Raw genomic sequence first — 25,329 nt, 5'->3', positions numbered from 1 at the left:
TGCGTGCAGGCGGTCGGTCAGAGGGCGATGTTGACCGCCTTGACCTGGGTGTACAGCGCCAGTGCCTCGGAGCCCAGCTCACGCCCCCAACCCGACTGGCCGTACCCACCGAAGGGCAGGCCGGCGTCGAACGCGTGGAAGGTGTTGATCCACACCTGGCCTGCCTTGAGCCGTGCGGCTACCCGGTGCGCCCGGCTCAGGTCCTTGGTCCACAGGCCTGCGGCCAGGCCGTACACGGTGTCGTTGGCGGCATCGATCACCTCGTCCTCGTCCGTGAAGGGCAGGGCGACGGCGACCGGGCCGAAGATCTCCTCCCGCACGATCGACATGTCCGGCGTCGCATCGACGAAGACGGTGGGCTCGACGTAGTAGCCGGACTCACCGACGCGCTCACCACCGACGAGAGCGCGGGCACCGGCTGCCTTGCCCGCCTCCAGGTATCCGGTGACGCGGTCGAGCTGCTCCTGGGAGACCAGCGGCGTGATGGCCGACTCGGGGTCGGAGCCCGGCCCGACCTTGAGCTGTGCCACGGCCTCGGCAAGGGCCCCGGTGAACTCGTCGAAGATGTCGGCGTGGACGTAGACCCGCGTGCCGGCCTCGCAGGCCTGCCCGGAGTTGAACGTGAACCCCATGATGGTGCCGGCCACGGCAGCGGGGATGTCGGCGTCGGCGAAGATGATGTGCGGCGACTTGCCCCCCAGCTCGAGCGACACCTTCTTCAGGTTGCCGCGTGCGGCGTCGACGATCAGCTTGCCCACCTCGGTGGAGCCGGTGAAGGCGACCTTGTCGACGTCGGCGTGGCCGGAGAGCGCTGCGCCGGCCTCGCCGTCCCCGGTGACGATGTTGAGCACTCCCGCGGGGACGCCGGCCTCGACCAGGATCTCGCCGAGCAGCAGTGCCGACAACGGGGTCTGCTCAGCAGGCTTGAGGACGACCGTGTTCCCCGTGGCCAGGGCCGGGGCGATCTTCCAGGCCGCCATGAGGATGGGGAAGTTCCACGGGATGATCTGACCGCAGACACCGACGGGCTCCCGGCGCGTGTAGGCGTGGAACTCCTGGGCAGGGTCCGCGAGCAGCATCGACGGGTTGTTGGTGGTGCCGGTCAGCTTCGTCGGCCATCCGGCGTAGTAGCGGAAGCACTCGGCGGCGAATCGCACGTCCACGGCCGTGGCGACACCGACGGACTTGCCGTTGTCCAAGGACTCCAGCTCACCCAGGTCCTCGGCGTACGAGTCCATGAGGTCGGCAATGCGCCAGATGAGCTTCTCCCGCGTGTTCGGGCGCATGGCGCTCCACTCGCCGGCGTCGAAGACCCGTCGTGCGGCAGCCACCGCGAGGTCGATGTCCTCTGCGCGTCCGAGGGGTACGGCGGCGAGAACCTCTCCGGTCGCCGGGTCGTGGGTGTCGAAGGTCTGTCCCGAGCGAGCGGCGACCCATTCACCGTCGATGAGCATGCGGATCGGGGAGTTGAGGAATTCCTTGACCTTGGCAGATGACACGAGCATGACTGGCTCCTTTGGTGGACAACGCGATGCGCTCACGCTAGGCAGGCAGTACGGGCGTGGTTGTTCAGTCTCTGGACATCCGGCAGCAGGTGCGTGGCTGGCGCCGAGGACCCTCTGCGCCACCGAGCTTCGGGTCGTCAGAGGCGGTCGTCGGCAATCATGCGGTTGAGGGCAGCGGGCACGTCGAGGACCGACCCGATGGCTGTCACGCGGGCGCCGGACTCACGGGCCAGCCGCTGTGCTTCGTCGTCGTCGTCGGCCGGCGCCAGGATGATGAGCTCGTCGATGGCCCTGGCCGCCGGGGTGGCGTCGACCTCGTCGGTGACCCGGCAGTCCGAGAGGAGCAGGACGACGCGACGCCGGGCTCGTGCGCCGGCCAGCTGGATCTCGGCCTCGCGCAGGGCCCCGGCGAGACCGGTGGTGCCATGACCGCGCAGCGACAGGATTCGCTCGATCGTCCGGGTGGCCGCCGGCGCGTCCCCGATCCGCTTGAGCGGTGTCGTGGTGGCGGCAAAGGCGAGCACCGAGTGCTCCTCGGGCGCAAAGGTCAGACAGGCCGCACCGGCAACCGCGGCGGTCGTCAGTCGTGCTCCGTTCATGGATCCGGAGTGGTCGATGACCAGGCAGAGGGCCAGCTCGGGACGGGCCCAGTCGGCCGCGGACATCTCATCCATGGAGGGCATCCGCCCCTCGGCGCGGGCCCCGACGATCGCGTCCATCGACCGGTCGAGGTCGAGGTCTCCGCCCCGATGCGCGGGCACGGTGCGCCGCTTCGAGACACCGCGGTTGCGCGGGATGCCCCGCCTGGTCTGGTCGAGGATGAGCCGCGGCGCGAGTCGCCGCACGGCGGCCCGTAGCCGCTCGTCGGTTGCGTGCGACATCTCCACGAGCAGGGTCAGGGTGTCATCAGGGTCGCCGCGGAGAGCGTCGTCGAGGGCCTCGAGGTCGAGCTCGCCCACCTCGGGGGAGAGCTCGGCGAACTTCGGGTTCTTGGCCAGGTCGGCACGCCCCGTGGTGCGTGGAGCCGAGCGTCGCTGGCGCGACTCGGGTGCGCTCGGTGGGGGTGTCGAGCCCGCCCCGGGAGGCGGGCTCAGGGTTCCCCCGGCGACCCCTTGGTGTCGGAGTCGGGATGGTTCTGCGGGTCGACCGGTTCAGCGCCGAAGACGTCGACGTAGAGGTCGGTGATCACCTGCTCGGGGGTGCGGTCGCACCCGTCGTGGAGTCGGATGCGCCCCGAGAGGGACACCCTGGCGGCGGCCAGCCCGACATGCCAGTCGTCGGTCGGGGTACCGCGCAGCTTGGCGAGCTCGACCGCAAGCCGGGCGACGTCGATGGCGCCTCGCACCGAGGACCCGAAGCGGATGTCCGCATGGTCTCGGGTGCTCCGCACGAGGTCGACGACCTTGGCGCGCCACTGGGGGTCGAGCTCGTCCGTGCGCAGACCGACGATCGCCTGCTCGGCCTCTGCGCTCTGGTAACCCATCGAGATCCGGCAGGTGCGGTCGTACAGCGCGCCTGACACCCGTGCGGTTCCGACGGCGTCGAAGGGGTTCATGGCAGCGACCAGGGAGAACCCGGGAGCCGCGGCGACCCGACCGAGGCGCGGCACGTTGATCTCGAGCTCGGACATCGCGGTGAGCAGCACGTTGAGGGTCTCCTCGGGGATCCGGTTGAGCTCCTCGACATACAGCAGGCCTCCCGTGCGCAGCGCCTCGAGCAGCGGTCCGTCCTCGAAGATCTCCGGTACATATCCCTTGCTGAGCACGAGGGCCGGGTCGAAGTGACCGATGAGGCGGGCCGGGGTGAGCTCGGCGTTGCCCTCGACCAGGACGAAGGGGGTCTGCCGACCGGAGGCGACGCGGCGCAGCAGCGTCGACTTGCCGGTCCCCGGCGGCCCTTCCAGCAGCACGTGCGCGCCGCTGCCCAGTGCCGCCGCGAGGAGCTCCGCCTCGGTGGCGCGTTCGATGACTTCCGTCGGGCCGACGCGGACTGCCGGCCCGACGGAAGAGGTGCGTGTCACGATGTCTCGTTCCCCTCAGTGACTGTGGACCATGACGCCACGGACGTTCTTGCCCTCGAGCAGGTCGTCGTAGCCCTCGTTGACCTGGTCGAGGGTGTAGGTGCGCGTGATGATCTCGTCGAGCTTGATGTCGCCGCTCTGGTAGAGCCCGAGGATCCGTGGGATGTCGACGGTCGGGTTGCAGTCGCCGAAGAGGCTGCCCTTCAGGCTCTTCCGGAAGAGGGTCATGATCGACCCGGGGAGCTGGATGTTCTGCTCCTCGAGCTTGTTGAGTCCGGTGAGCACGACGACGCCGCCCTTGCCGACTGCGTTGAAGCCGCCGGCGACGATCTCGGAGGTCATCAGGCCCGGGGTCAGGATGGCCGAGTCGGCCATCTGCCCGCGGGTCAGATCGGTGATCGCCTCCATCGCCTCGTCGGTGCTGGCGAAGCTGTGCGTGGCACCCAGCTCCATCGCCTTCTCGCGCTTGTTCTCCAGGGGGTCGATCGCGATGATGTTCTTCGCACCGGAGAGGCGGGCGCCCTGCACGGCGTTGATGCCGATGCCGCCGACGCCGACGATCATCACGGTCTGCCCGGCCTTCACGTTCGCCGTGTTGACCGCTGCGCCCCAGCCGGTGGGCACGCCGCACCCGACGAGCACGGCCTTCTCGAGCGGCAGGTCGTCGTCGACCTTGACGCAGGAGTTCTGGTGGATGACGCCGTACTGGCTGAACGTCCCGAGCATGCACATCGCGCCGTAGTCGCCGCGCGGTCCGGTGATCGGGAAGCGCTCCCCGGGCAGGTACCCCTCGAGGATCGTCGCACCCATGTCGCAGATGGACTGCTGGCCGTTGGCGCAGTAGCGGCAGGAGCCGCAGTTGGGGATGAAGGAGCAGACGACGTGGTCGCCGACCTTGACCCGTGACACCCCGGGGCCGACCTCCTGGATGATGCCCGCACCCTCGTGCCCGAGCACCATCGGCAGGCGTGCCTCGAGGTCGCCGTGTGCGATGTGGACGTCGGAGTGGCACAGGCCGGCGTGGGTGTACTGGATCAGCACCTCACCCTCGCGAGGTTTGTCCAGGGTGAGCTCCTCGATCTCGATGCGCTTGCCGGTCTCGACGACGACTGCTGCCTGGGTCTTCATGAGGTCTCCTCGGGTTGGGTCATCCCACCGTGACACGCATCACTCGACGCATCTGTTCAAGAACTGGACATGCGGCTCTTGTGCGTGGGTGCATGATGGCGTGTGACAGGGCAAACATCTGACCCCCTGGAGGAACGCCATGGCTCAGCGGACAACGACGTCCGACGAGGTACGCCCCGACATCGCCGCGTCCTGGCGCCGGGCAAGCCTGGCCGGTGTCGAGCACGAGGGGCCCTTCGATCGGCTGGTCCCGAGGGAGTTCGACCGCAACGGGTCGCTCCTGGTCGGCGCGGGGCCGGTCCTTGACCAGCTGGAGGCGAGCCTGGCCGGCACCGGGTTCTCGACGATCCTCGGCGATCGGGAGTGCCGCATCGTCAGGCGCTGGGACGACGACCCGCGGACGCGCGAGGGGCTCGACCTGCTCAACATCCGTGAAGGCACCAGCATGCTCGAGGAGAATGTCGGCACGAACGGGCTCGGGACGGTCTTCGAGACGCGTCACCCGGTCGTGATCCACGGGTCGGAGCACTTCGCAGAGTCCCTGCGGCACTTCAGCTGCTACGGCCACCCGATCCGGCACCCGCTCACGCGTCGGATCGAGGGAGTCCTCGACATCTCGGCGCTCGTGGACACCGCGAGCCCGCTGCTGCCACCGCTGATCGCCCGCGCCGTGCACGACATCGAGCAACGACTCCTCGACGGCAGCCGGATCTCCGAGAAGAGTCTGCTGGCCGCCTTCCAAGAGGCGTCTGGGCACTCCAAGCATGCTGTCCTGGCCATCGGTGAGGACATCGTGATGAGCAACCAGGCCGCCTCGAGCCTGCTCAGCTCCTCCGACATCGCACTGCTCCGCGTGCTCGGGGAGGACCCTCCGGCAAGCTCTGACAGCACCCTGCGCTTCACCCTCGAGACCGGTCGGGCTGCGGACGTCACGGTCACGCGGGTGCCGGGAGCGCGCCGCGGGGTCCTGCTCCGGGTGGCAGAGCGGTCCTGCGGGCCGCACCTGACTCCTCCGTCGATGAGTCCGGTCCGGGTGCCGGACAGGGCGCCCGCTCCGACCTTGGTGTTCGGGCCACCCGGCACCGGACGGTCGACCCGGGCGAAGGAGATCGGCAGCCTGCCCACCAAGGTCTTCCACGCCGCGACGGCTCTGCTGGAGGGTCAGGAGGTGTGGGCGAAGGAGTTCGACGGCGCAATGCGCCGACCGGGCGGCTGCGTCGTCGTCGAGGCCATCGACCTGTTGTCGGACGAGCTGCTCGACCTCGTCATCGACCGGGTCGACCTGCGCTCGCGACCCCAGCTGGTCTTCACCTCGGGCCCGGTCGAGACGCTCACCGGCAGGGCGGCCACCCTGGCCGGGACCGCGGTCGTCCGCGACGAGCTGACGACTCTGGCTTCACGGCGTGCGGAGATCCCCGGTCTGGCCGCAGCGATGCTCGCCGACGTCGCCGCGAGCGACGACGTGCACCTCACTCCCGGGGTCATCCATGCACTCACCGCGCAGGACTGGCCGGGCAACCTGCGTGAGCTCAAGGCCGTCATCACCTTCGCGGCCGGTCGTCGCACGCATGGTGGCATCGCACTGACGGATCTGCCCGACCAGTACCGGGTGGCCAGCCCTTCTCACACGCTCACCACTCGTGACCGGGCCGAGCGCGACGCCGTCGTGGCCGCGCTCCGCGCCTTCGACGGCAACAAGGTGCAGGCGGCGCGGGAGCTCGGCATGTCGCGTACGACGCTCTACACGCGCATCCGCCAGCTCCGCATCACCAGCTACTGACCCTTGCCCACCGCCCTTCGCTCGGGGGTCACGGCGCGCTGGTCGTCGAGATGATGGTGGAGTGCGGCGAAGGTCTCGTCCAGCAGGCTGGGCAGCGACGTCTGCTCGTCCTCGAGCCACTGCTCGTAGGCCGACAGGGCGAGGGCCAGCGCAACGCGACCGATGGTGCGGGGATGGAGGTCGTCGGGGCACATGCCATGTCGCTCTGCGACGTACGACGCGATGACTGCGCGCCAGGCGCCGTGGCGCAGGGTGGCGTGGGCCTGCAAGGCGGGGGTGTTCATCAGCAGACGCATGCGTCGTCGGTGCTGCTCCACGGCGGCGGGGTCGACGTGGTTGAAGGCCTTGACCGACTCCTGGACGGCCACGGCCGTGCTGACGTCGGCGGGCATCTCGCGCAGGTGCTGGGCGAGCAGGCGCAGGCTCTCGTCGAACTGGCCCCACGGGATGTCGTTCTTGGACGGGTAGTAGCGAAAGAGCGTGCGCCGAGCGATGCCCGCCGCGTCGGCGATCTGCTCGACGGTGGTGTTGTCGAAGCCCTGCTCGTCGAAGAGGCGGAAGGCGATCTCCTCGATCAGGGCGTGGGTCGTCACCGGGGGGCGACCTGGGCCTTTCTTGCGCACCGGACGAACCTATCGCAGCAAATTTCGGATCACCCCTTCCATATTGCCCTCAGTGCCAATATGGTGTGGCCCACGTCATACCCACCAAGGAGGAACGATGGACAGCACGGAGACCATGGAGACCACGGACACCACCACTGCCGAGTCCGAAGAGCTCACCGCGGAGATGCTGGTCGAGGAAGTCTCGATCGACGGCATGTGCGGCGTGTACTGAGCCGATGTCGACCGCTGCGACTGCCACCGTCCTCGAGGCTGACCCCGTGCCACGGATCGAGGTCCGTCTCGAGGACGGGTGGCGACTCAACCCGAAGGTCGCGCTGAGACCCGAGCCGTTCGGCGCGCTGGCCTACCACTTCGGCAACCGGCGCCTGTCGTTCTTGCGCCGGCCCGAGCTGGTCACCGTCGTCCGGGCACTGGCCGAGGCCCCTGACGTGCGCACCGCGCTGGCTGATGCCGGCATCCCCGAGGCCCAGTGGGCGGCATACGCCGGCGCACTGTCCACGCTCGCCGAGTCCGACATGATCCACTCCCGCAAGGAGGGCCAGCGATGACCATCACCGCACCAGCCCGCGATGCCCGTCCGAAGGGCGGCAGCCTGGTCGACCAGTTCGAGCTCGGCCTCGATGCCCCCATCTGCCTGACCTGGGAGCTGACCTATGCGTGCAACCTCGAGTGCGCGCACTGCCTGTCGAGCAGCGGCCGCCGCGACCCACGCGAGCTGACCACGCAGCAGTGCGAGGCGGTGATCGACGAGCTGCAGCGGATGCAGGTCTTCTACGTGAACATCGGCGGCGGCGAGCCGACGATCCGACCCGACTTCTGGCACCTGCTGCAGTACGCGGTCGACCACGAGGTGGGGGTGAAGTTCTCCACCAACGGTGTCCGCCTGACCCCCGAGCGCGCCGGCTTCCTCGCCTCGCCCGCCTGCAACGGCTACGTCGACGTGCAGATCTCGCTGGATGGCGCGACCGCCGAGGTCAACGACTACGTCCGCGGCCCCGGCTCCTACGACACCGCGCTCGCGGCCTTGCAGAACCTGCAGGAAGCCGGCTTCGAGGACGCCAAGATCTCGGTCGTCTGCACCCGGCAGAACATCGGCCAGCTCGACGACTTCAAGGCGCTCGCCGACCACTACGGCGCCACCCTGCGCCTGACCCGGCTGCGCCCTTCGGGTCGCGGCGCGGACGTGTGGGACGAGCTGCACCCGTTGCCCGAGCAGCAGCGCGAGCTCTACGACTGGCTGATGGCCCATGGCGAGGACGTCCTCACCGGCGACTCGTTCTTCCACCTCGCGGCCTTCGGTGAAGCACTGCCGGGCCTGAACCTGTGCGGCGCCGGGCGGGTGGTGTGCCTCATCGACCCGATCGGCGACGTCTATGCGTGCCCCTTCGCGATCCACGACAACTTCCTGGCCGGCAACCTGCTCGCCGACGGCGGCTTCCGGGAGGTGTGGCAGACCTCGCAGCTCTTCCAAGAACTTCGAGCACCACAGACCTCGGGGGCGTGCACGAAGTGCGAGTTCTTCGACTCCTGCCGTGGCGGGTGCATGGCCGCGAAGTTCTTCACCGGCCTGCCGATGGACGGCCCCGACCCTGAGTGCGTGCAGGGCTACGGCGAGTCCGCGCTGGCTGCCGACCGCAGCATCCCCGCGGCCAGCCAGGACCACTCCCGCACGGCCCCGGGACGCAACCAACCGGTGATGCTCACCCTGACCCGTCGTCCCGACGACTTCACGCCTCCGACGTCCGCGCCGGTCTCTGCCTGTGCGGAGAACCCGCTGGCCGGCTTCACCCCCTGATCCCGAGAGGTCTCCACCCATGTCGAAGAACCCCTGGGCCCAGAATCCTTGGTTCGAGTCCGTCGCCGTCGCCCAGCAGCGGGCCAAGAAGCGGCTGCCGAAGTCGGTCTACGGCGCACTCGTCGCCGGCTCGGAGCGTGGGCAGAGCCTCACCGACAACGAGGCTGCCTTCACCGAGCTCGGCCTGGCCCCTCACGTCGCCGGCCACCTTCCCGACCGTGCCATGGCCACCAGCGTGCTGGGCGTCGACATCTCGTTGCCGGTGATCATGTCGCCGACCGGTGTGCAGGCGGTGCACCCTGACGGTGAGGTCGCCGTCGCTCGGGCAGCCGCCGCGCGGGGTACGGCGATCGGCCTGAGCAACTTCGCCAGTCGCTCGGTCGAGGACGTCGTCGAGGCCAACCCCAACACCTTCTTCCAGATGTACTGGACAGGCGATCGTGACGTCATGGTCCAACGCATGGCGCGGGCCCGGGCCGCCGGTGCCAAGGGGCTCATCGCCACCCTGGACTGGTCCTTCTCGATGGGCCGTGACTGGGGGAGCCCCGAGATCCCCGAGAAGATCGACTTCGCATCAGCCCTCAAGCTGGCTCCCGAAGTGGTCCGACGTCCCCGATGGGCATGGGAGTTCGCCAAGGAAGGCAACATCCCGGACCTGACGGCACCCAATCTGGCGGCCCCGGGCGAGGACAAGGGGCCGACCTTCTTCGCCGCCTACTACGAGTGGATGACCACGACCCCGCCCACCTGGGAGGACGTGGAGTGGATGGCGAAGGAATGGGGCGGCCCCTTCATGCTCAAGGGCGTGTGCCGCATCGACGATGCCAAGCGCGCCCGGGACCTCGGCGTGTCGGCGATCTCGGTCTCCAACCACGGTGGCAACAACCTCGACGGCACCCCGGCCCCGATCCGGGTCCTGCCCGGCATCGCGGATGCGGTGGGTGACGACATCGAGGTGCTGATGGACGGCGGCATCCGACGCGGTAGCGACGTGGTCAAGGCACTCGCGCTGGGTGCGCGCGCGGTGATGATCGGCCGCGCCTACCTGTGGGGCCTCGGCGCCAACGGCCAGGCCGGGGTCGAAAATGTCCTGGACATCCTGCGCAGCGGCATCGACTCCGCTCTGCTCGGCATGGGCCACTCCTCGATCGACGAGCTCAGCCCGGAAGACCTCGTCATTCCCGAGGGCTTCGCCCGCAGGCTGGGCGAGTAGGGAGCCTTTCGTGGGCATGCTGACGCGGACGACCTGGACGGCGCTGGAGCCCGGCTGCCGGGTCCTGGTCCCCATCGGGTCGACCGAGCAGCACGGACCGCATCTTGGTCTCGGCACGGATACGGCGATCGCGGTCGCCGTGGCCTCACGACTCGCAGGCTCCGTGCCGGGTCCGACACATGTCGCGCCGCCAGTCGCGTTCGGAGCCTCCGGTGAGCACCAGGGGTTCCCCGGACTGATGTCGGTCGGCAACGACGTCCTGCAGCTCGTCCTGGTCGAGCTGGTCAGGTCGATGAGCTCCTGGGCCGGGGAGATCACCTTCGTCAACACCCACGGGGGCAACCTCGCCGCGCTGCGCGGGGCCGTGACGCAGCTGCGCGCCGAGGGACACCACGCCCGATGGCTGCCGTGCGCAACCGAGGAGCTCGATCTGCATGCAGGCCATGCCGAGACCTCGATCATGCTGCACCTCGACCCGCTCACGGTCGACATGAGCGCGGCCGAGGTCGGTGACACCCGCCCCCTGGCGGAGGTACTCCCCACCCTGATGACGAAGGGGGTGATCGCAGTGAGCGCGAACGGCGTGCTCGGTGACCCGACGACCGCGACAGCCGAGGAAGGTGTACGACTGCTCGACCTGATCGTCGAGGACGCACTCGAGCGACTGACGTCCGCCGTGGTCGATGACCGTGGTTGCCTGGTGCGCGGGTCGGATCGCGCGGCACCGGCGGCCATGCAGAGACAGTCATGACGACCGCCGACCGGGTGGTCCTCGTCACCGGAGCGGCGCGGGGGATCGGCGCGGCGACCGTGTCAGAGCTGCTCGGTACCGGACATCGGGTGATCGCGATCGACTCGTGCCGGGGCGCCGACAGCGGGCTCAGCTATCCGCTCGCGACTCGCGAGGATCTGGCGGCGGTGGCCGCCCTCGACCCCGGCCGGGTGGAGGCGGTCGTGGCCGACGTCTCGGACCCCACCGCGATGAGGGCAGCGGTCGCCACGGGGGTTGCGCGGTTCGGGCGCCTCGATGCTGTGGTTGCTGCGGCCGGGGTGATCGCCGGTGGAGCGCCGCTGTGGGAGACGCCGGCAGAGGACCTGCAGACCCAGTGGGACGTCAACGCCCTGGGTGTCTGGAACACCGCGGCCGCCACCGTGCCCGTCATGCTCGACCAGCAGGACCCGTCCGGCTGCCGGTTCGTCGCCGTCGTGTCCGCAGCCGGGAGCCGCGGGTTGTTCCATCTCTCCGCCTACAACGCGTCCAAGCACGCGGCACTCGGCATCATTCGCGGACTCGCGGCCGACCTCGTCGGCACGGGGGTCACCGCGGTCGCCGTCTCGCCCGGGTCCACCGACACCGCGATGCTCGCCGCCACCGCCAGCATCTACGGGCTCGCTGACTCGTCCGAGCTGGCGGAGTCGCAGCTGATCAGGCGTGTCATCGGGCCGGCCGAGATGGCCGTGACGATCGCGTTCTGCTGCTCGACGGCCGGGGGCGTGCTCAACGGATCGGTGGTCGCGGCCGACGGTGGGTTCGCCGGGTGAGTGCAGTGTCACCGTCGACCGGGCTTCCGCACGGTGCTCGCCTGCGCCTCAACGAGCACGTGCGGCGGTACGACGACGGGCGGGTACTGGTCGGCGGGAGCCCGGGACGGTTGATGCGACTGTCGGCAAGGGCTCTGGCGATGCTCGACGGCGACGAGCTGGATGTGGGCGCCGGGACCGCTGTGCTCGCTGAGCGACTCCTTGACTCGGGCCTGATGGACCCGGCCCCTGCGTCGTTGCCCCCCATCTCGCTCGACGAGATGTCCGTGGTGGTCCCGGTGCGGGACCGAAGTCGGCAGCTTGATCGTCTGCTCGCTGCCCTGCCCACCGGGGTGCACGTCCTGGTGGTGGACGACGCCTCGGAGCGGCCGGATCTGGTGACCGCGACGGCGGAGCGGCACGGCGCAGAGGTCTTGACTCTCCCCACCAATGGCGGGCCGGCGGGAGCGCGGAACCGTGGGTTCGAGGCGACCCGGACCCCCTTCGTCGCCTTCGTCGACTCCGACGTCGTACCCGGTCCCGGGACCTTCGAGGTGTTGCTGCGCCACTTCGCCGACCCCCGGCTCGCGATGGTCGCGCCGCGCATCCTCGGCCTCGAGCCCAGGTCCGCGAGGGCGCACGGGAGCGGCGCGCTGACGCGCTACGAGGCCGCGATGTCGTCACTCGACCGGGGGCCCGACCCGGCGTTGGTCAGGCCGCTGAGCCGGGTGGCGTGGCTGCCCAGCGCCTGCGTCGTCGTGCGCCGTGGTGTCTTCGAGTCCTGCGCAGGGTTCTCCGAGGAGATGCGCGTGGGCGAAGACGTCGACCTTGTCTGGCGGCTCACCTCGGCGGGGCACCGGGTCCGCTACGAGCCGGCTGCCTTCGTGCGCCACGAGCATCGCGCCACCGCGTCGTCCTGGCTGACCCGCAAGGCGGTGTACGGCACGAGTGCTGCGCCGCTCGCATCACGGCACGGGGATGCGGTGGCGCCCGCGGTCTTCACTCCCTGGACCGCAGCCCTTGCGGCGGCGGTCATCGCCCAGCGTCGGTGGAGCCTGCCCGTGGCGGGGCTCATCTGGGCCACCATCACCGCGCGCCTCGCGACGCGTCTGCGCTCCTCGGGCGATGACGTGCCCCTGAGCTGGTCGACCGCGGGGCAGATCGCCGCTCGCCTGTCGTATGACGCAGCTCGTGGCTCGCTCGAGCAGTCGGGTGCGCTGGCGTTGCGGCACTGGTGGCCCGTCGTGCTGCCTGCGGCCCTGGTGTCGCCACGAGTTCGTCGCATCGTCGCGGTCGCCGCCGTCGCCGACGCGATCTCGGAGTGCAGACGCGTGCGTCCTGATCTCGATCCCTTGAGCTTCCTCGTGGACAGACGGCTCGACGACCTGGCCTACGGGGCCGGTGTGTGGACCGGTGCGGTGCGGGCCAGGTCTGCGCGTGCCCTGCTGCCGCGCTTCGGCGGATCGGTCAAGGCGAGGCGACCTATCGCTGAACCTGAACCGGCTCGGGTGGTCACCTCGTGCTCTGTGCCCGCGAGTACGCAGCACCAGTCGACCACCTGAGTCGGGTTCAGGTCGGGTCGGGCGTGGGTCGGCCGGCGAGCGCCTTCAGCCAGCCGACCAGCACGACCAGGCTCGCCTGCGTGATGCCGTGGCCCCCCGCATCGCGGTGGGCGGTCACCAGGGCGCCGGACTCGTCGTGCAGATAGGTCCAGGTGCCGTCGAGCAGCTCGCGCGGGATGACGTGGTCGCTGTCGCCCTGGGCGACGAGGACGGGTAGGCCGTCCAGGCGTTGCGCTGTGACGGGCACGCCGGCGTCGAAGGGGAGGGTGGCGTAGAGGATCGCCGCACCTGCGTAGCGCTGCGGGTCCTCGAGGACGAGCCCGCCGGCGAAGGCCCCGCCGCCGCTGAAGCCGATGAGCACGACCGGCCGCCCGGTCGGGGCCACCTCGTCGAGCCAGGTACGGAACCACGCCATGGTGTCCGTGAGCGACTCGGCGACGGGGCGACCGATGCCGCGGTTGGCGAACCAGGCGAAGCCACCCCCTTCGGCGATCGGGGCACGGACGGCGGCGTACGAGGGCCCGGCCGGCAGGTGGGCCGCGAGGGAGAGGATCTGCCGCTCGTCGGACCCTCGGCCGTGCAGCAGCACGACGAGCGGCTTGGTCGGGTCGTCCTCGCCGAGGAATGCGGCGACGGCTGGGGCGAACTGCGCGCTCACGCGGTCACCTCGCGCGGGACGAGCTCGCCAGCGGTGGCCACGCCGGCCCAGCGCTCGATCTCGGCGGGCAGGTCCAGGGCCTCCACGGGCGCCGCGTTGTCGTAGGAGCCCCACTCGCTCTGCGGCAGCATCCACATGACCTCGAACTCGTTGCCGTCCGGGTCCGCGGCGTACACGCTCTTGGTCGCGCCGTGGCTGGACTCGCCGACATGGGCACCGAGCCCGACAAGGGTCCGCCGGGCCTCGTCGAGGTCCTCGATCGTGTCGACCTGCCAGGCGAGGTGGTACAGCCCGATCGAGCCGCGCTCGCGGGGCGGCTGGGCGCCGACGCCGAAGAGCCCGAGGTCGTGGTGGTTGGTCGAGCGGGGCATCCGCAGGAAGGCGGCGCGCATGCGCGGCTCGTAGGCGACGGTCTCGGCACCGAAGGCGTTGCGGTAGAAGGCGATGGAGCGCTCGACGTCGGCGACGAAGAGCACCGCGTGGTTGAGGCGGACGGCTGGGATGGGCATGGGCACGACTCCTTTGGAGCTGGCGTGGGACGAAGGGGGAGGGCCTGGCGAAGGGGGGAGGCCGGGTCAGCTGATGACGCCGAAGCCCTCCGTCCAGGCGAACTTCTCGCGGGCGGCGAGGGTGATCTGCAGGAAGCCGATGGCCTCGAGCTCGCGGGCGCGCTTGAGGGCGCCCGCGTCGATGACCTTGAGCCCACCGGAGGTGAGGACCTCGGTCAGGGACTGCTTGGCGGCATCGTCGTCACCGGCGATCAGGGCCGTCGTCTGCAGTGGGCCCACGGTGCCCTCGGCCAGGGTGCTGGCGAAGTTGGTGTTGAAGGCCTTGACGACCTTGGCCGACGGGAGCGCCGCGGCGATCTCGGCTGCCATGGAGCTGTCGGCGGGCACGACAAGCGAGTCCATCGTCGCGAAGTCGACCGGGTTGGTCAGGTCGACCACGACCTTGCCGGAGAGCTGCTCGCCGCGGGTGGCGATGATCTCGTGGACGGCGGTGTGGGGGACAGCGAGGACGACGATGTCACCGGTCACGGCGACGCCTTGGTCGGAGGAGCCGAGGAGCTGCACGCTGTGGTTGCCGCGCTCGGCGACCGCCGCGATGGCGCTGCCCATGGTGCCGGTGCCGATGATGGAGATGCTCGTCATGGTGACTCCTGAAAAGTTGTTGATTTAACTATGTGGCTCCACTATAGCGATATTTAGTTGTTGCGTCAACCAAAGAGTTCGAAGGGGTCAGCCCCGTGCCGCGACACCGACGAGATCGCGCAGCGCAGCTGCGTCGACGTTCGCGCCGAAGGCCGGTCGCCCCGGCTCGAGCGCGCGTCCCTCGGCCAACGCCCCGATGGTCACCGGGTCGAAGCCGAGCTCGTCGACGAGGCGGGCGGCCTCCGCGACGTCATCGGCTGCGTCACCAGCGATCGCGATGGCCTTGCGGCCCTCGGCGCCTGCGGGCCGGGCACCGTCCTCGAGGTCGTGGTAACCCATGTGGTTGAGCGCCTTGACCACGCGCGTGGTCGGCAGGTGCTCCCGCACGATCTCGCTGGTGGTCGTGCGCGGGTCGGTCAGGTCGTCGCGGACGCCGTCGACCTCCCACCAGTAGTTCATCGCGTCGATGACGAGCCTGCCGGCGAGAGCCTCGGCCGGGAGGCTCGTGTGCTTGCCCAGCGGGAGGGCGAGGATGACGGCGTCCGCGCGGGCGGCGGCGTCCGCGGCGGTCGTCGCCTCGGCGCCGGGTGCCAGCACCTCGACGGTCAGGGCGATGCGCTCGGGGTCGCCCGAGCCGGCGACGAGCACCTCGTGACCGGCGGCGACGGCCAGCCGGGCGAGGACGGTGCCCAGCTTGCCGGCGCCGAGGATCCCGATGGTGCTCATGGCCGACCCCCTTCGCTCGTCGTCGCGGTCGCATGGTCGGCCGCGTCGGTCTCGGTCAGGTCGGCGAGCAGCTCGCGCACGCGCGGCGCGACCTCGCGGCCGTACAGCTCGACGGCGCGCAGCCGGTCGTCGACCGGGGTGCTGCCGCTCGTGTAGACGAGGTCGAACCGTCGGGCGTCGATGGCGCGCAGGGCGCCGGCGATGCGCTGGGCGACGGTCTCGGGTGAGCCGATGTACAGGGACCCGTGGGCGATCTCGTCCTCGAAGGACTCGCGTGTCACCGGCGGCCAGCCGCGTTCGGCGCCGAGCCGGTCACGGTTGCGCTTGTAGTGCGGCCAGACGATGTCCGCCGCCGCCTGGTCGGTGTCGGCGACGAAGCCGTGCGAGTGCATGCCCACCGGGTGCGGGGTCGTGCCGTACTGCGCCGCGGCCCGTCGGTAGAGGTCGACATAGGGGGCGAAGCGCGCCGGGGAGCCGCCGATGATCGCCAGCATGAGGGGCAGGTCGTAGCGTGCGGCGCGGATGACCGACTGGGGCGACCCGCCGACGCCCACCCAGGTGTCGAGGTGACCCGACTCGGTGCGCGGGTGGACCTGCGCGTCGGTGAGCGGCGAGCGCGTCGTGCCCTGCCAGGTGACCGGCTCCTCCTTGAGCAGCTCGGAGAAGAGCTGGATCTTCTCCTCGAAGAGGGTGTCGTAGTCGGCGAGGTCGAAGCCGAAGAGCGGGAAGGACTCGGTGAAGGAGCCGCGGCCGAGGATCACCTGGGCGCGGCCGCCGGACATCGCGTCGACGGTGGAGAAGCGCTGGAAGACGCGGACCGGGTCGTCGGACGACAGCACGGTCACGCCGGACGCGAGCTTGATCCGCTCGGTGCGCGTCGCGAGGCCGGCGAGCACGGTCTCGGGGGAGGAGATCGCGTAGTCGGACCGGTGGTGCTCACCGAGCGCGATGACGTCGACGCCCACCTGGTCGGCGAGCACGCCCTCCTCGATGACCCGGCGGATCGCCTCGGCCTCCGAGACGAGGGCGCCGCGACCGTCCTCGGGGATGTCGCCGAAGGTGTCGAGACCGAGCTCGATCTGGGTGATGGGCGTGGTCATCGCGGCCTTCCGGTCGGAGAGGGGAGAAATTGTTGTCGATTCAATCAACCAGTGTGCCCGACGCGCTATTCCGGCGCGCCATCGCCAGATGTTCACCTTCGCAGTCCACGATGCGCCGGTGACCTCCCCTTCGCCCGTGCCGCCGTCGCTCCTCGCGGGCGACCGGGCGCCGTCCCCGCGCACCCTCGTGGACATCTTCACCGGGGTCGTCGCCGAGCACCCGGACGCGCCGGCCGTCGACAGCGGCAGGGAGAAGCTGACCTACGCCGAGCTTGGCGAGGCGGCATCGGCGGTGGCCGAGCAGCTGGCCGAGCTCGGGATCGGGCGGGGGGACAAGGTCGGGGTGCGCATCCGCTCCGGCTCGACCGACCTCTACGTGGCCATCATCGGGATCCTCGTCGCGGGCGCGGCCTATGTCCCCGTCGACGCGGACGACCCCGACGAGCGGGCGCGGGTGGTCTTCGAGGAGTCCGGTGCCGCGGCCGTCATCGGCAACGACCTGGTCATCTCCACCACCCTTGCGGGACAAGGGCGCCCGACGCGCGACCCGGCGCATCCCGGGACCGGGGACGACGCCTGGGTGATCTTCACGTCCGGCTCCACGGGCAAGCCGAAGGGGGTGGCCGTCACCCACCGCAACGCGGCCGCCTTCGTCGACGCCGAGTCGCAGATGTTTCTCGTCGACGACCCGATCGCCCCGGGGGACCGGGTGATGGCCGGGCTGTCCGTCGCCTTCGACGCCAGCTGCGAGGAGATGTGGCTGGCCTGGGCCTACGGCGCCTGTCTCGTGCCCGCACCCCGCTCGCTCGTGCGCTCGGGCGTCGACGTCGGCCCGTGGCTGCTGGCCAACGAGATCACCATCGTCTCGACCGTGCCGACCCTCGTCTCGCTGTGGCCGCCGAGCTCGCTGGAGCGGGTCCGGCTGCTCATCATGGGGGGCGAGGCCTGCCCGGCCGAGCTGGCCGCGCGCCTCCAGGCGCCGGGCCGCGAGGTGTGGAACACCTACGGCCCCACCGAGGCCACCGTCGTCGCCTGCGGCGCGATGCTCGACGGCAGCGACCCGGTGCGCATCGGCCTGCCGCTCGCCGGCTGGGACCTCGCCGTCGTCGACGCGCAGGGGCACCCCGTGGCAGAAGGGGAGTCCGGCGAGCTGATCATCGGTGGCGTCGGCCTGGCCCGCTACCTCGACCCGGCCAAGGACGCCGAGAAGTACGCCGCCATGCCCACCCTCGGCTGGGAGCGCGCCTACCGCTCCGGCGACGTCGTACGCAACGACCCGCTCGGGCTGGTCTTCGCCGGCCGCGCAGACGACCAGATCAAGCTCGGCGGCCGGCGGATCGAGCTCGGCGAGATCGACGAGCAGCTGCTGCGCCTGCCGGGCGTCGTCTCCGCGGCGGCCGCCGTGCGCTCCACCCAGGCGGGCAACAAGCTGCTCGTCGGGTACCTGACGGCCGACGCGCACTTCGACGCCGCGCGGGCCCGCGACCTGTTGCGCGAGCGGATGCCCGCCGCGCTCGTACCGCGCCTCGCGGTCGTCGACGAGCTGCCCACGCGCACCTCGGGCAAGGTCGACCGCGACGCCCTCCCGTGGCCCCTGCCCACCTCCGACGACACCCCGGCGACCGGGCAGCTCGGGCAGACCGAGCAGTGGATCGCGGGGCTGTGGGTGGAGATCATCGGTGCCCAGGTGAGCGACCCCTCGGTCGACTTCTTCGACCTCGGGGGCGGTTCGCTGACCGCCGCCCAGGTCGTCAGCCGGCTGCGCGAGCGCAACCCCGAGACGACCGTCGGTGACCTCTACGCGCACCCCACGCTCGGCGACCTCGCGGCCTGGCTCGACGAGTCCGCGGCCGCGTCGACGATGGTCCTCACCAACCGCAAGGTCCGACCCATCCGCACGCGGACCCAGGTGGCCCAGCTCGTGGCGATGGTCCCCCTTCGTGCTCTGGCGGGGATGCGGTGGGTGGCGTGGCTGCTGCTGGGCTCGACCATCGGGCACGTCGTCCTGCCGTGGCTGCCGGCCTTCCCCTTCTGGCTCGTTGCAATCACCACGGCGCTCTTCCTCACCGCCCCAGGCCGGATGGCGCTCGCCGCGCTCCTGGCGCGGCTGGTCCTGCGCGGCGTGAGGCCCGGCTCCCACCCGCGTGGGGGCAAGATCCACCTGCGGTTGTGGCTGGCGGGGCGCATCCAGGACGAGCTGGCCGCGGCTTCGCTGTCCGGCGCGGTCTGGTTCCGTTGGTACGCAACGCTCCTCGGAGCCAAGATCGGCGAAGGGGTGGACCTGCACGCCCTCCCGCCGGTCACCGGATGGCTGGACGTGGGGCCGGGGGCCTCGATCGAGCCGGAGGTGGACCTGCTCGGTCACTGGATCGACGGTGACCGCGTGCACGTCGGCCCGATCACCATCGGAGCCACCGCTCGGATCGGTGCCCGCAGCACCATCTCCCCGGGGTCGGTCATCGGTCCGGGGGCGGAGGTGGCCCCCGGCTCGCACGTCATGGGCGTCGTGACGCAGGACGAGTTCTGGTCGGGCGCCCCTGCGGAGCCGCACGGCCGGGCCCGCGGGCCGTGGTCGGCGCAGGCGGCGCCCGCCCCCAGGACGTGGTTGCTCGGCTATGCCGTGCTCGCCCTGCTCATCGCCTCCCTGCCCGGGATCGCCACCCTCGCTGCCGGCGCCCTGCTCTGGCCGGCCGTCGCCGGGTCGGACGGCCTCGGCGAGGCGCTGCGCTCCGCCCTCCCGTGGCTGCCCCTCGTCGCGCTCGCCGGCTACCTCGTCCTGGCACTGCTGGTCCTCGGCCTCACCCGCCTGCTCGGCACGCTCGTCCAGCCGGGCCACTACCCGGTGCGCTCCGCACCCGGCCTGGCCATCTGGGGGACCATCCGCCTCCTCGACGAGGCGCGGGACTGGCTCTTCCCCATCTACTCCAGCGCCTTCACCCCGATCTGGTTGCGGCTGCTGGGTGCTCGCATCGGCGAGGGCGTCGAGGCCTCGACCGTCATGCTCATCCCCAAGCTCGTGCGGGTCGGTGACCACGCCTTCCTCGCCGACGACACGATGATCGGCTCCTACGAGCTCGGCGGCGGCTGGATCCGCGTCGAGCGGGTCAAGGTGGGCAAGCGCTCCTTCGTCGGCAACTCCGGGATGCTCGCGCCGGGCCGCCGGGTGCCCAAGCGCTCTCTCGTCGCCGTGCTCTCGGCCGCTCCCGGGCGCGGCGTCGCCAAGGCCGGCCAGTCCTACATCGGCTCCCCGCCGCGCAGGCTGCGTCGGACGGCCGACGACCAGGACTCCAGCCGCACCTACGACCCGCCGATGCGACTGAAGGTCATGCGGGCCCTCGTCGAGCTCTGCCGGGCCGTCCCGCTGTGGTGCTCGGTCGCGCTCAACCTCGCGGTCGGGGTCGTCCTGCTGGCCCTGATCGACCGATCCCTCTGGGTCGCAGTGTTGCTCGCCGGACCCGTCATGATCATCGGCAGCCACGTCGCCGCCGGGGTCACCCTCGTCGCCAAGTGGGTCCTCGTCGGTCGTCACCGTGCGGGCGAGCACGAGCTGTGGACTCCCTTCGTCTGGCGCAACGAGCTCGCCGACACCTTCACCGAGATGCTCGCCGCGCCGTGGTTCGCCCGGATCACCGCCGGCACCCCCGCGCTCAACGTGTGGCTGCGCCTCATGGGCAGCCACGTCGGCACCGGGGTGTGGTGCGACACCTACTGGCTCCCCGAGAGCGACCTCGTCCGGCTCGGCGACGGCGCGACGGTCAACCACGGCTGCGTCGTGCAGACCCACCTCTTCCACGACCGGGTGCTCAGCATGGACTCGGTCGTCCTCGAGGCCGGGGCGACGCTCGGACCCAACAGCGTCATCCTCCCTTCGTCGAGCATCGGACGCGACGCGACGGTCGGCCCCGCATCGCTGGTGATGCGCGGCGAGGGCGTACCGTCGCGCACACGATGGATCGGCAACCCGATCGGACCGTGGGAGGAGAGCGAGTGAGGCGGCACGGAACGGACGACTACGTCCCCGGGCACGGGGACGCGTCCTACGACGTGGAGCACTACGACCTGGTGCTCGACTACAAGATCGTGGGCAACCGTCTCTCGGGCGAGGCGACGCTGACCTGCCGGGCGCTGCAGCCGGTGAGTCGGGTGGAGCTGGACCTGCACTCCCTCAACGTCGCTCGCGTGCACGTCGACGGCAAGCCGGCCAAGTACACCCACCGCTTCGACCGCCTCGCCGTCACGCTCGGGCGCACCGTGCCAGAGGGCGAGGACTTCGAGCTTCGGATCAGGTACGCCGGGACGCCCAAGCAGGTGCGCAGCCGTCATCTCGGCGACGCCGGCTGGGAGGAGCTCGAGGACGGCGTGCTCGTCGCCGCGCAGCCGCACGGGTCGCCGTCGTGGTTCCCGTGCAACGACCGACCGGACAACAAGGCGACCTACGCGATCGCGCTCTCCGTGGCGAAGGGGTACCACGTCGCCGTCGCCGGTGAGCTGGTCCGCAGCACGACCCGCGGCAACATGACGACGTGGACCTACCGCCAGGACGACCCGATGGCCACCTACCTCGCCACCGTCCAGGTCGGCGACTACCGGGTGCTGGAGCAGAAGGGGGCGCCCGTCCCCGTCCGCGTCGTGGCACCCGCCAGCCGCCCCCGGGCCGGTTTCGAGGCGGCCTTCGGCAAGCAGCCGCAGATGCTGGCCTTCTACGTCGAGCTCTTCGGGGACTACCCCTTCGCGTCGTACACGGCGGTGATCACCGATGACGACCTGGAGATCCCGCTCGAGTCGCAGGGGCTGTCGACCTTCGGCCGCAACTTCATGAGCGACGACTGGGAGTGCATCCGGCTCGTCGCGCACGAGCTGAGCCACCAGTGGTGGGGCAACTCCGTGACCCTCACGCACTGGCGCGACATCTGGCTGCACGAAGGCTTCGCCTGCTACTCCGAGTGGCTGTGGTCCGAGCACGTCGGGCTGATGACCGTGGGGGAGCGCGCGGAGGTGCACCACGACAAGGTGCTCCACGACGACGGCGACGAGCTGCTCCTGGGTGACCCCGGCGCCGAGCTGATGTTTGACGACCGGGTCTACAAGCGCGGTGCACTGACGCTGCATGCGTTGCGGCTCAAGGTCGGTGACTACGCCTTCTTCGAGGTGCTGCGGACCTGGAGTGCCGCGCAGCGCCATGCCAATGTCACGACGGCGATGTTCGTCGAGCACGCGCAGGCGGTGACGGGGGAGGATCTCGCCGGCCTCTTCCAGTCGTGGCTCTACGAGGTCGAGCTGCCGCCCCTGCCGGCCTGAGGGATGGTGGCGACGGCTGCGGCGAGGCCCCCGGGTGCCTCGATGTCCACGACCGGCCAGTCGGCGACCCGGATCTCGCTCATCGGCGTGCTCAGACCCGTGCCGAGCGCCTTGAGGATCGCCTCCTTGCGGCACCACATGGCTCCCCGCTGCCGCATCTCCTTAAGGTCGTGCGCAAGAAGCCGCATCTCCTTAAGGTCGTGCGCAGGGCCCCGCATCTCCTTAAGGTCGTGCGCAAGACGTCGCATCTCCTTAAGGTCGTGCGGGTGTTTTTCGCTCGGATGGAGGACCAGGGCCGGGTCCCAGCGTGAGGTGACCGCCTCGATCGACTCGACATCGATGCCGACCGGGTGCTCCGCGACGACCGTCACGAGATGCTCGCCGCAGCGGGAGAGGCTGACGTGCGTGCTCGTCCCGTCGGCCAGCCGGGCCCACGGTCGACCGTGGGTCGTCGAGCCGCATGACGGGCAGTGCCGGCCGACCTCGATGTCCGCGCCGAGGTGGGCGCGGAGGGCTTCGCTCCCTTCGAGACGCTTGCTGCGCAAGCTCCGCAGGGACCGGGCGTCGTGCCACATGATGTCCACGAGAGCAGGGTAGGCGTGCGCGCACTCGAGGTCTTCCGCGTCTTCCTGCTGCTCGGGCTCACCAGCTTCGGGGGGCCGGTCGCGCACCTGGGCTACTTCCGCGATGCCTTCGTCGTGCGCCGCCAGTGGCTCACCGAGGCGGCCTACGCCGACCTCGTCGCGCTCTGCCAGTTCCTCCCCGGACCGGCCTCGAGCCAGGTGGGGATGGCGATCGGGCTGCGCCGTGCCGGCTACCTCGGCATGGCCGCGGCATGGGTGGGCTTCACCCTCCCTTCGGCCCTGCTCATGCTCGGCTTTGCCCTCGGCGCGCGGGCCATCGGCGTCACCGGGGACGAAGGGTGGTTGCTGGGTCTCAAGGCCGCCGCCGTCGCCGTCGTGGCCCACGCGGTGATCGGGATGGCGCGCACGCTCGCCGCCGGGCCGCGGCGCGCCACGATCGCGGTGGCCGCGCTCGCGGTCGTCCTGCTGCTCCCGTCTGCTGCCAGCCAGGTCGCCGCCATCGTCCTGGGGGCGCTCGCGGGGCTGCTCTGGCTCTCGGCGGACCCGGTCACGGACGAGGAGGACGAGGCCGTCCCCGTCCGACGGCGCACCGCCCTCACGGCCCTGACGATCTGGGTGGGGCTGCTCATCTCCCTTCCCGTCCTCGCGGCGCTCGTCCACGACCCGACGCTGGGCATCGTCGACTCCTTCTACCGGGTCGGGTCGCTCGTCTTCGGTGGCGGGCACGTGGTGCTGCCGCTGCTCGAGGCCGAGACGGTCGGCACCGGCCTCGTCGGGCACGGGGACTTCCTCGCCGGCTACGGCGCGGCGCAGGCCGTCCCCGGGCCGCTCTTCACCTTCTCCGCCTACCTCGGTGCGCTGGTGCCCGGGCAGAGCGCCCCGCTCGGGGCCCTCGTCGCGCTGCTCGCGATCTTCCTGCCGTCGGCGCTGCTCGTGGTCGCCGGTCTGCCCTTCTGGCAGCGGCTGCGCCGCTCGGCCCGCGCTCGCCGCGCCCTGGCGGGGGCCGGGGCGGCGGTCGTCGGGCTCCTGGCCGCCGCGCTCTACGACCCCGTCCTCACCCAGGGCATCACCGGTGCGGGGACGATGGTCGTCGCGGCGATCGCCTTCGTCGCCCTGACCGTGTGGAAGGCGCCGGCCTGGGCCGTGGTCATCGGCGCCAGCGTGCTGGGCGCCGGGCTCCTGCAGATCGTCCCTTAGCACGTCCCGGGCTCTGTGACCAGAGGAATACCCTGTCGATTTCGCCCCCGTCAAGGGCTGGGCCACAATGGGAGACGTGAGCGAAACCTCTGCCAAGCACCGCGTCGTCATCATCGGATCCGGCTTCGGCGGCCTCTTCGCCGCCAAGGCACTGAGCGGCAAGGACGTCGAGGTCACCCTCGTCTCGCGTACCGGCCACCACCTCTTCCAGCCGCTGCTGTACCAGGTGGCGACGGGCATCCTCTCCGAGGGCGACATCGCTCCGGCGACCCGCGACATCCTCGCTCGCGACAAGAACGTGCGCACGATCCTCGGCGATGTCATGGACATCGACCTCGAGGCCCGCACGGTCACCTCCCACTCGCTGGGCCAGGAGACGGTCACCCCGTACGACAGCCTGATCATCGGCGCCGGTGCCGGCCAGTCCTACTTCGGCAACGACCACTTCGCCCGCTACGCACCGGGCATGAAGGACATCGACAACGCCCTCGAGCTGCGCGGCCGGATCTTCGGCGCCTTCGAGCTGGCCGAGACCACGACCGACCCCCACGACCGCGAGCGTCTGCTCACCTTCGTCGTCGTCGGTGCCGGTCCGACCGGTGTCGAGATGGCCGGCCAGATCGCCGAGCTGTCCCACAAGACGCTGGCCCACGAGTTCCGCCACATCAACCCGCGCGATGCCCGCGTGGTGCTCCTCGACGGTGCCGACATGGTGCTGCCCTCCTTCGGCGACCACCTCGGTGCCAAGGCGCGCAAGAGCCTCGAGGCCCGCGGCGTCGAGGTCCAGCTCGGCGCCATGGTGACCCAGGTCGACGGCACCGGCATCGAGGTCAAGGACAAGGACGGCACCCACCGCCGCATCGAGTCGATGACCAAGGTCTGGGCCGCCGGCGTCGCCGCCTCCCCGCTGGGCAAGATGGTCGCCGACCAGGCGGGCGCCGAGGTCGACCGCGCCGGTCGGGTGCACGTCGAGGAGGACCTGACGCTCAAGGGTCACCCCGAGGTCTTCCTCATCGGCGACATGATCAACCTCAAGCGCTACCCGGGCGTCGCCCAGCTGGCGATCCAGGGTGGTCGCTACGCGGCCAAGGAGATCGTCGGTCGCCTCGACGGCAAGGAGCCGCAGGCCCCCTTCAAGTACTTCGACAAGGGCTCGATGGCCACGATCTCGAAGTACTCCGCCGTCGCCAGCATCGGCCGGATCAAGCTCACCGGATTCATCGCCTGGCTGGCCTGGCTGGCCGTGCACCTCATGGCGATGGTCGGCTTCAAGAACCGCATCTCCACCCTGCTCAACTGGATCATCACCTTCGTCGGCAACAACCGCAACGAGCGGGTGACGACGATGCAGCAGGTCTTCGCGCGTCGGGCGATGGAGGACCTCGGCCCGGGCGCCTACCCCGAGCTGCCCCGTCGCGGGCACGAGGAGCAGCTCGAGGCCGAGGTGCAGCGCGACGCGTCGTAG

The 25,329-nt window shown here is 70.6% G+C and carries 23 protein-coding genes; 12 read left to right on the top strand and 11 right to left on the bottom strand.

Annotation, left to right across the window (positions count from 1 at the left end; translation table 11 throughout):
• Positions 1-17: 17 nt before the first annotated feature.
• From EXU32_RS11085 to EXU32_RS11070, 4 genes are all read right to left on the bottom strand, one after another.
• Entirely contained in the window at positions 18-1,505 is a 1,488-nt protein-coding gene (locus EXU32_RS11085; RefSeq protein WP_130629959.1) for an aldehyde dehydrogenase family protein, read from the bottom strand.
• A 137-nt stretch (positions 1,506-1,642) separates the two neighbouring features.
• Positions 1,643-2,464 (bottom strand): VWA domain-containing protein, encoded by an 822-nt coding sequence (locus EXU32_RS11080; RefSeq protein ID WP_207233782.1) that lies wholly within the window; start codon positions 2,462-2,464, stop codon positions 1,643-1,645.
• A gap of 131 nt (positions 2,465-2,595) precedes the next feature.
• Complete coding sequence (locus EXU32_RS11075) at positions 2,596-3,525, bottom strand: AAA family ATPase (RefSeq protein ID WP_242612766.1); 930 nt, start codon at positions 3,523-3,525, stop codon at positions 2,596-2,598.
• A gap of 15 nt (positions 3,526-3,540) precedes the next feature.
• A complete protein-coding gene (locus tag EXU32_RS11070; RefSeq protein ID WP_130629957.1) occupies positions 3,541-4,653 on the bottom strand; it encodes an NDMA-dependent alcohol dehydrogenase in 1,113 nt (370 codons plus the stop codon).
• 139 nt (positions 4,654-4,792) lie between these two features.
• On the opposite strand from EXU32_RS11070, the gene EXU32_RS11065 reads away from it, so the two are divergent.
• Positions 4,793-6,433 carry a sigma-54-dependent Fis family transcriptional regulator gene (locus tag EXU32_RS11065; RefSeq protein ID WP_130629956.1) on the top strand — a complete coding sequence of 547 codons (1,641 nt, stop codon included), beginning with the start codon at positions 4,793-4,795 and terminating at the stop codon, positions 6,431-6,433.
• Here EXU32_RS11065 and mftR read toward each other — a convergent pair.
• Positions 6,427-7,026, bottom strand: a complete 600-nt coding sequence (gene mftR, locus EXU32_RS11060; RefSeq protein ID WP_207233781.1) for a mycofactocin system transcriptional regulator — start codon at positions 7,024-7,026, stop codon at positions 6,427-6,429. The two genes, EXU32_RS11065 and mftR, sit on opposite strands and share 7 nt — an antisense overlap.
• A gap of 127 nt (positions 7,027-7,153) precedes the next feature.
• Here mftR and mftA point away from each other — a divergent pair, with 127 nt between their 5' ends.
• The 7 genes from mftA to mftF are packed head-to-tail and all read left to right on the top strand — an operon-like array spanning position 7,154 to position 13,150.
• Positions 7,154-7,270, top strand: a complete 117-nt coding sequence (gene mftA / locus EXU32_RS11055; RefSeq protein WP_242612765.1) for a mycofactocin precursor MftA — start codon at positions 7,154-7,156, stop codon at positions 7,268-7,270.
• 4 nt (positions 7,271-7,274) lie between these two features.
• A complete protein-coding gene (gene mftB / locus EXU32_RS11050) occupies positions 7,275-7,607 on the top strand; it encodes a mycofactocin biosynthesis chaperone MftB (RefSeq protein WP_130629954.1) in 333 nt (110 codons plus the stop codon).
• A complete protein-coding gene (gene mftC / locus EXU32_RS11045; protein ID WP_130629953.1) occupies positions 7,604-8,854 on the top strand; it encodes a mycofactocin radical SAM maturase in 1,251 nt (416 codons plus the stop codon). The genes mftB and mftC overlap by 4 nt, the downstream gene beginning before the upstream one ends.
• A gap of 19 nt (positions 8,855-8,873) precedes the next feature.
• Positions 8,874-10,067, top strand: a complete 1,194-nt coding sequence (mftD, locus tag EXU32_RS11040; RefSeq protein WP_130629952.1) for a pre-mycofactocin synthase MftD — start codon at positions 8,874-8,876, stop codon at positions 10,065-10,067.
• A 16-nt stretch (positions 10,068-10,083) separates the two neighbouring features.
• Positions 10,084-10,818 (top strand): mycofactocin biosynthesis peptidyl-dipeptidase MftE, encoded by a 735-nt coding sequence (mftE, locus tag EXU32_RS11035; protein ID WP_130631165.1) that lies wholly within the window; start codon positions 10,084-10,086, stop codon positions 10,816-10,818.
• Positions 10,815-11,609, top strand: coding sequence for a mycofactocin-coupled SDR family oxidoreductase (locus EXU32_RS11030; RefSeq protein ID WP_130629951.1), 795 nt, complete (start codon positions 10,815-10,817; stop codon positions 11,607-11,609). Before mftE ends, EXU32_RS11030 begins: the two co-directional genes overlap by 4 nt.
• Entirely contained in the window at positions 11,606-13,150 is a 1,545-nt protein-coding gene (mftF, locus tag EXU32_RS11025) for a mycofactocin biosynthesis glycosyltransferase MftF (RefSeq protein WP_130629950.1), read from the top strand. The genes EXU32_RS11030 and mftF overlap by 4 nt, the downstream gene beginning before the upstream one ends.
• Before the next feature lie 7 nt (positions 13,151-13,157).
• Here mftF and EXU32_RS11020 read toward each other — a convergent pair whose 3' ends face one another.
• The 5 genes from EXU32_RS11020 to EXU32_RS11000 form a co-directional block, all read right to left on the bottom strand.
• Positions 13,158-13,808, bottom strand: a complete 651-nt coding sequence (locus EXU32_RS11020; protein WP_130629949.1) for an alpha/beta hydrolase — start codon at positions 13,806-13,808, stop codon at positions 13,158-13,160.
• Complete coding sequence (locus tag EXU32_RS11015; protein WP_130629948.1) at positions 13,805-14,317, bottom strand: VOC family protein; 513 nt, start codon at positions 14,315-14,317, stop codon at positions 13,805-13,807. Before EXU32_RS11015 ends, EXU32_RS11020 begins: the two co-directional genes overlap by 4 nt.
• A gap of 66 nt (positions 14,318-14,383) precedes the next feature.
• Positions 14,384-14,959, bottom strand: coding sequence for an NADPH-dependent F420 reductase (locus EXU32_RS11010; RefSeq protein WP_130629947.1), 576 nt, complete (start codon positions 14,957-14,959; stop codon positions 14,384-14,386).
• Between the two features lie 87 nt (positions 14,960-15,046).
• The gene (locus tag EXU32_RS11005) at positions 15,047-15,685 is read right to left on the bottom strand and encodes an NADPH-dependent F420 reductase (protein ID WP_130629946.1); all 639 of its coding nucleotides are present in this window, start codon (positions 15,683-15,685) and stop codon (positions 15,047-15,049) included.
• Positions 15,682-16,785 (bottom strand): LLM class flavin-dependent oxidoreductase, encoded by a 1,104-nt coding sequence (locus EXU32_RS11000; RefSeq protein ID WP_207233780.1) that lies wholly within the window; start codon positions 16,783-16,785, stop codon positions 15,682-15,684. Before EXU32_RS11000 ends, EXU32_RS11005 begins: the two co-directional genes overlap by 4 nt.
• An 88-nt stretch (positions 16,786-16,873) precedes the next feature.
• On the opposite strand from EXU32_RS11000, the gene EXU32_RS10995 reads away from it, so the two are divergent.
• Both EXU32_RS10995 and EXU32_RS10990 read left to right on the top strand, forming a co-directional pair.
• The gene (locus EXU32_RS10995) at positions 16,874-20,776 is read left to right on the top strand and encodes a Pls/PosA family non-ribosomal peptide synthetase (protein WP_130629945.1); all 3,903 of its coding nucleotides are present in this window, start codon (positions 16,874-16,876) and stop codon (positions 20,774-20,776) included.
• Positions 20,773-22,083 carry a M1 family metallopeptidase gene (locus tag EXU32_RS10990; protein WP_242612764.1) on the top strand — a complete coding sequence of 437 codons (1,311 nt, stop codon included), beginning with the start codon at positions 20,773-20,775 and terminating at the stop codon, positions 22,081-22,083. The genes EXU32_RS10995 and EXU32_RS10990 overlap by 4 nt, the downstream gene beginning before the upstream one ends.
• Here EXU32_RS10990 and EXU32_RS10985 read toward each other — a convergent pair.
• Positions 22,050-22,658: a 4'-phosphopantetheinyl transferase family protein gene (locus tag EXU32_RS10985; protein ID WP_242612978.1), complete on the bottom strand. Its 609-nt coding sequence runs from the start codon at positions 22,656-22,658 to the stop codon at positions 22,050-22,052. The genes EXU32_RS10990 and EXU32_RS10985 overlap by 34 nt on opposite strands.
• 24 nt (positions 22,659-22,682) lie before the next feature.
• On the opposite strand from EXU32_RS10985, the gene chrA reads away from it, so the two are divergent.
• Positions 22,683-23,864: a chromate efflux transporter gene (chrA, locus tag EXU32_RS10980; protein WP_242612763.1), complete on the top strand. Its 1,182-nt coding sequence runs from the start codon at positions 22,683-22,685 to the stop codon at positions 23,862-23,864.
• Positions 23,865-23,931: 67 nt separating this feature from the next.
• Positions 23,932-25,329, top strand: a complete 1,398-nt coding sequence (locus EXU32_RS10975) for an NAD(P)/FAD-dependent oxidoreductase (RefSeq protein WP_207233779.1) — start codon at positions 23,932-23,934, stop codon at positions 25,327-25,329.

Source organism: Janibacter limosus, from assembly GCF_004295485.1.
Lineage (GTDB): Bacteria > Actinomycetota > Actinomycetes > Actinomycetales > Dermatophilaceae > Janibacter > Janibacter limosus_A.
This window is presented reverse-complemented; position numbering and strand designations above follow the sequence as displayed.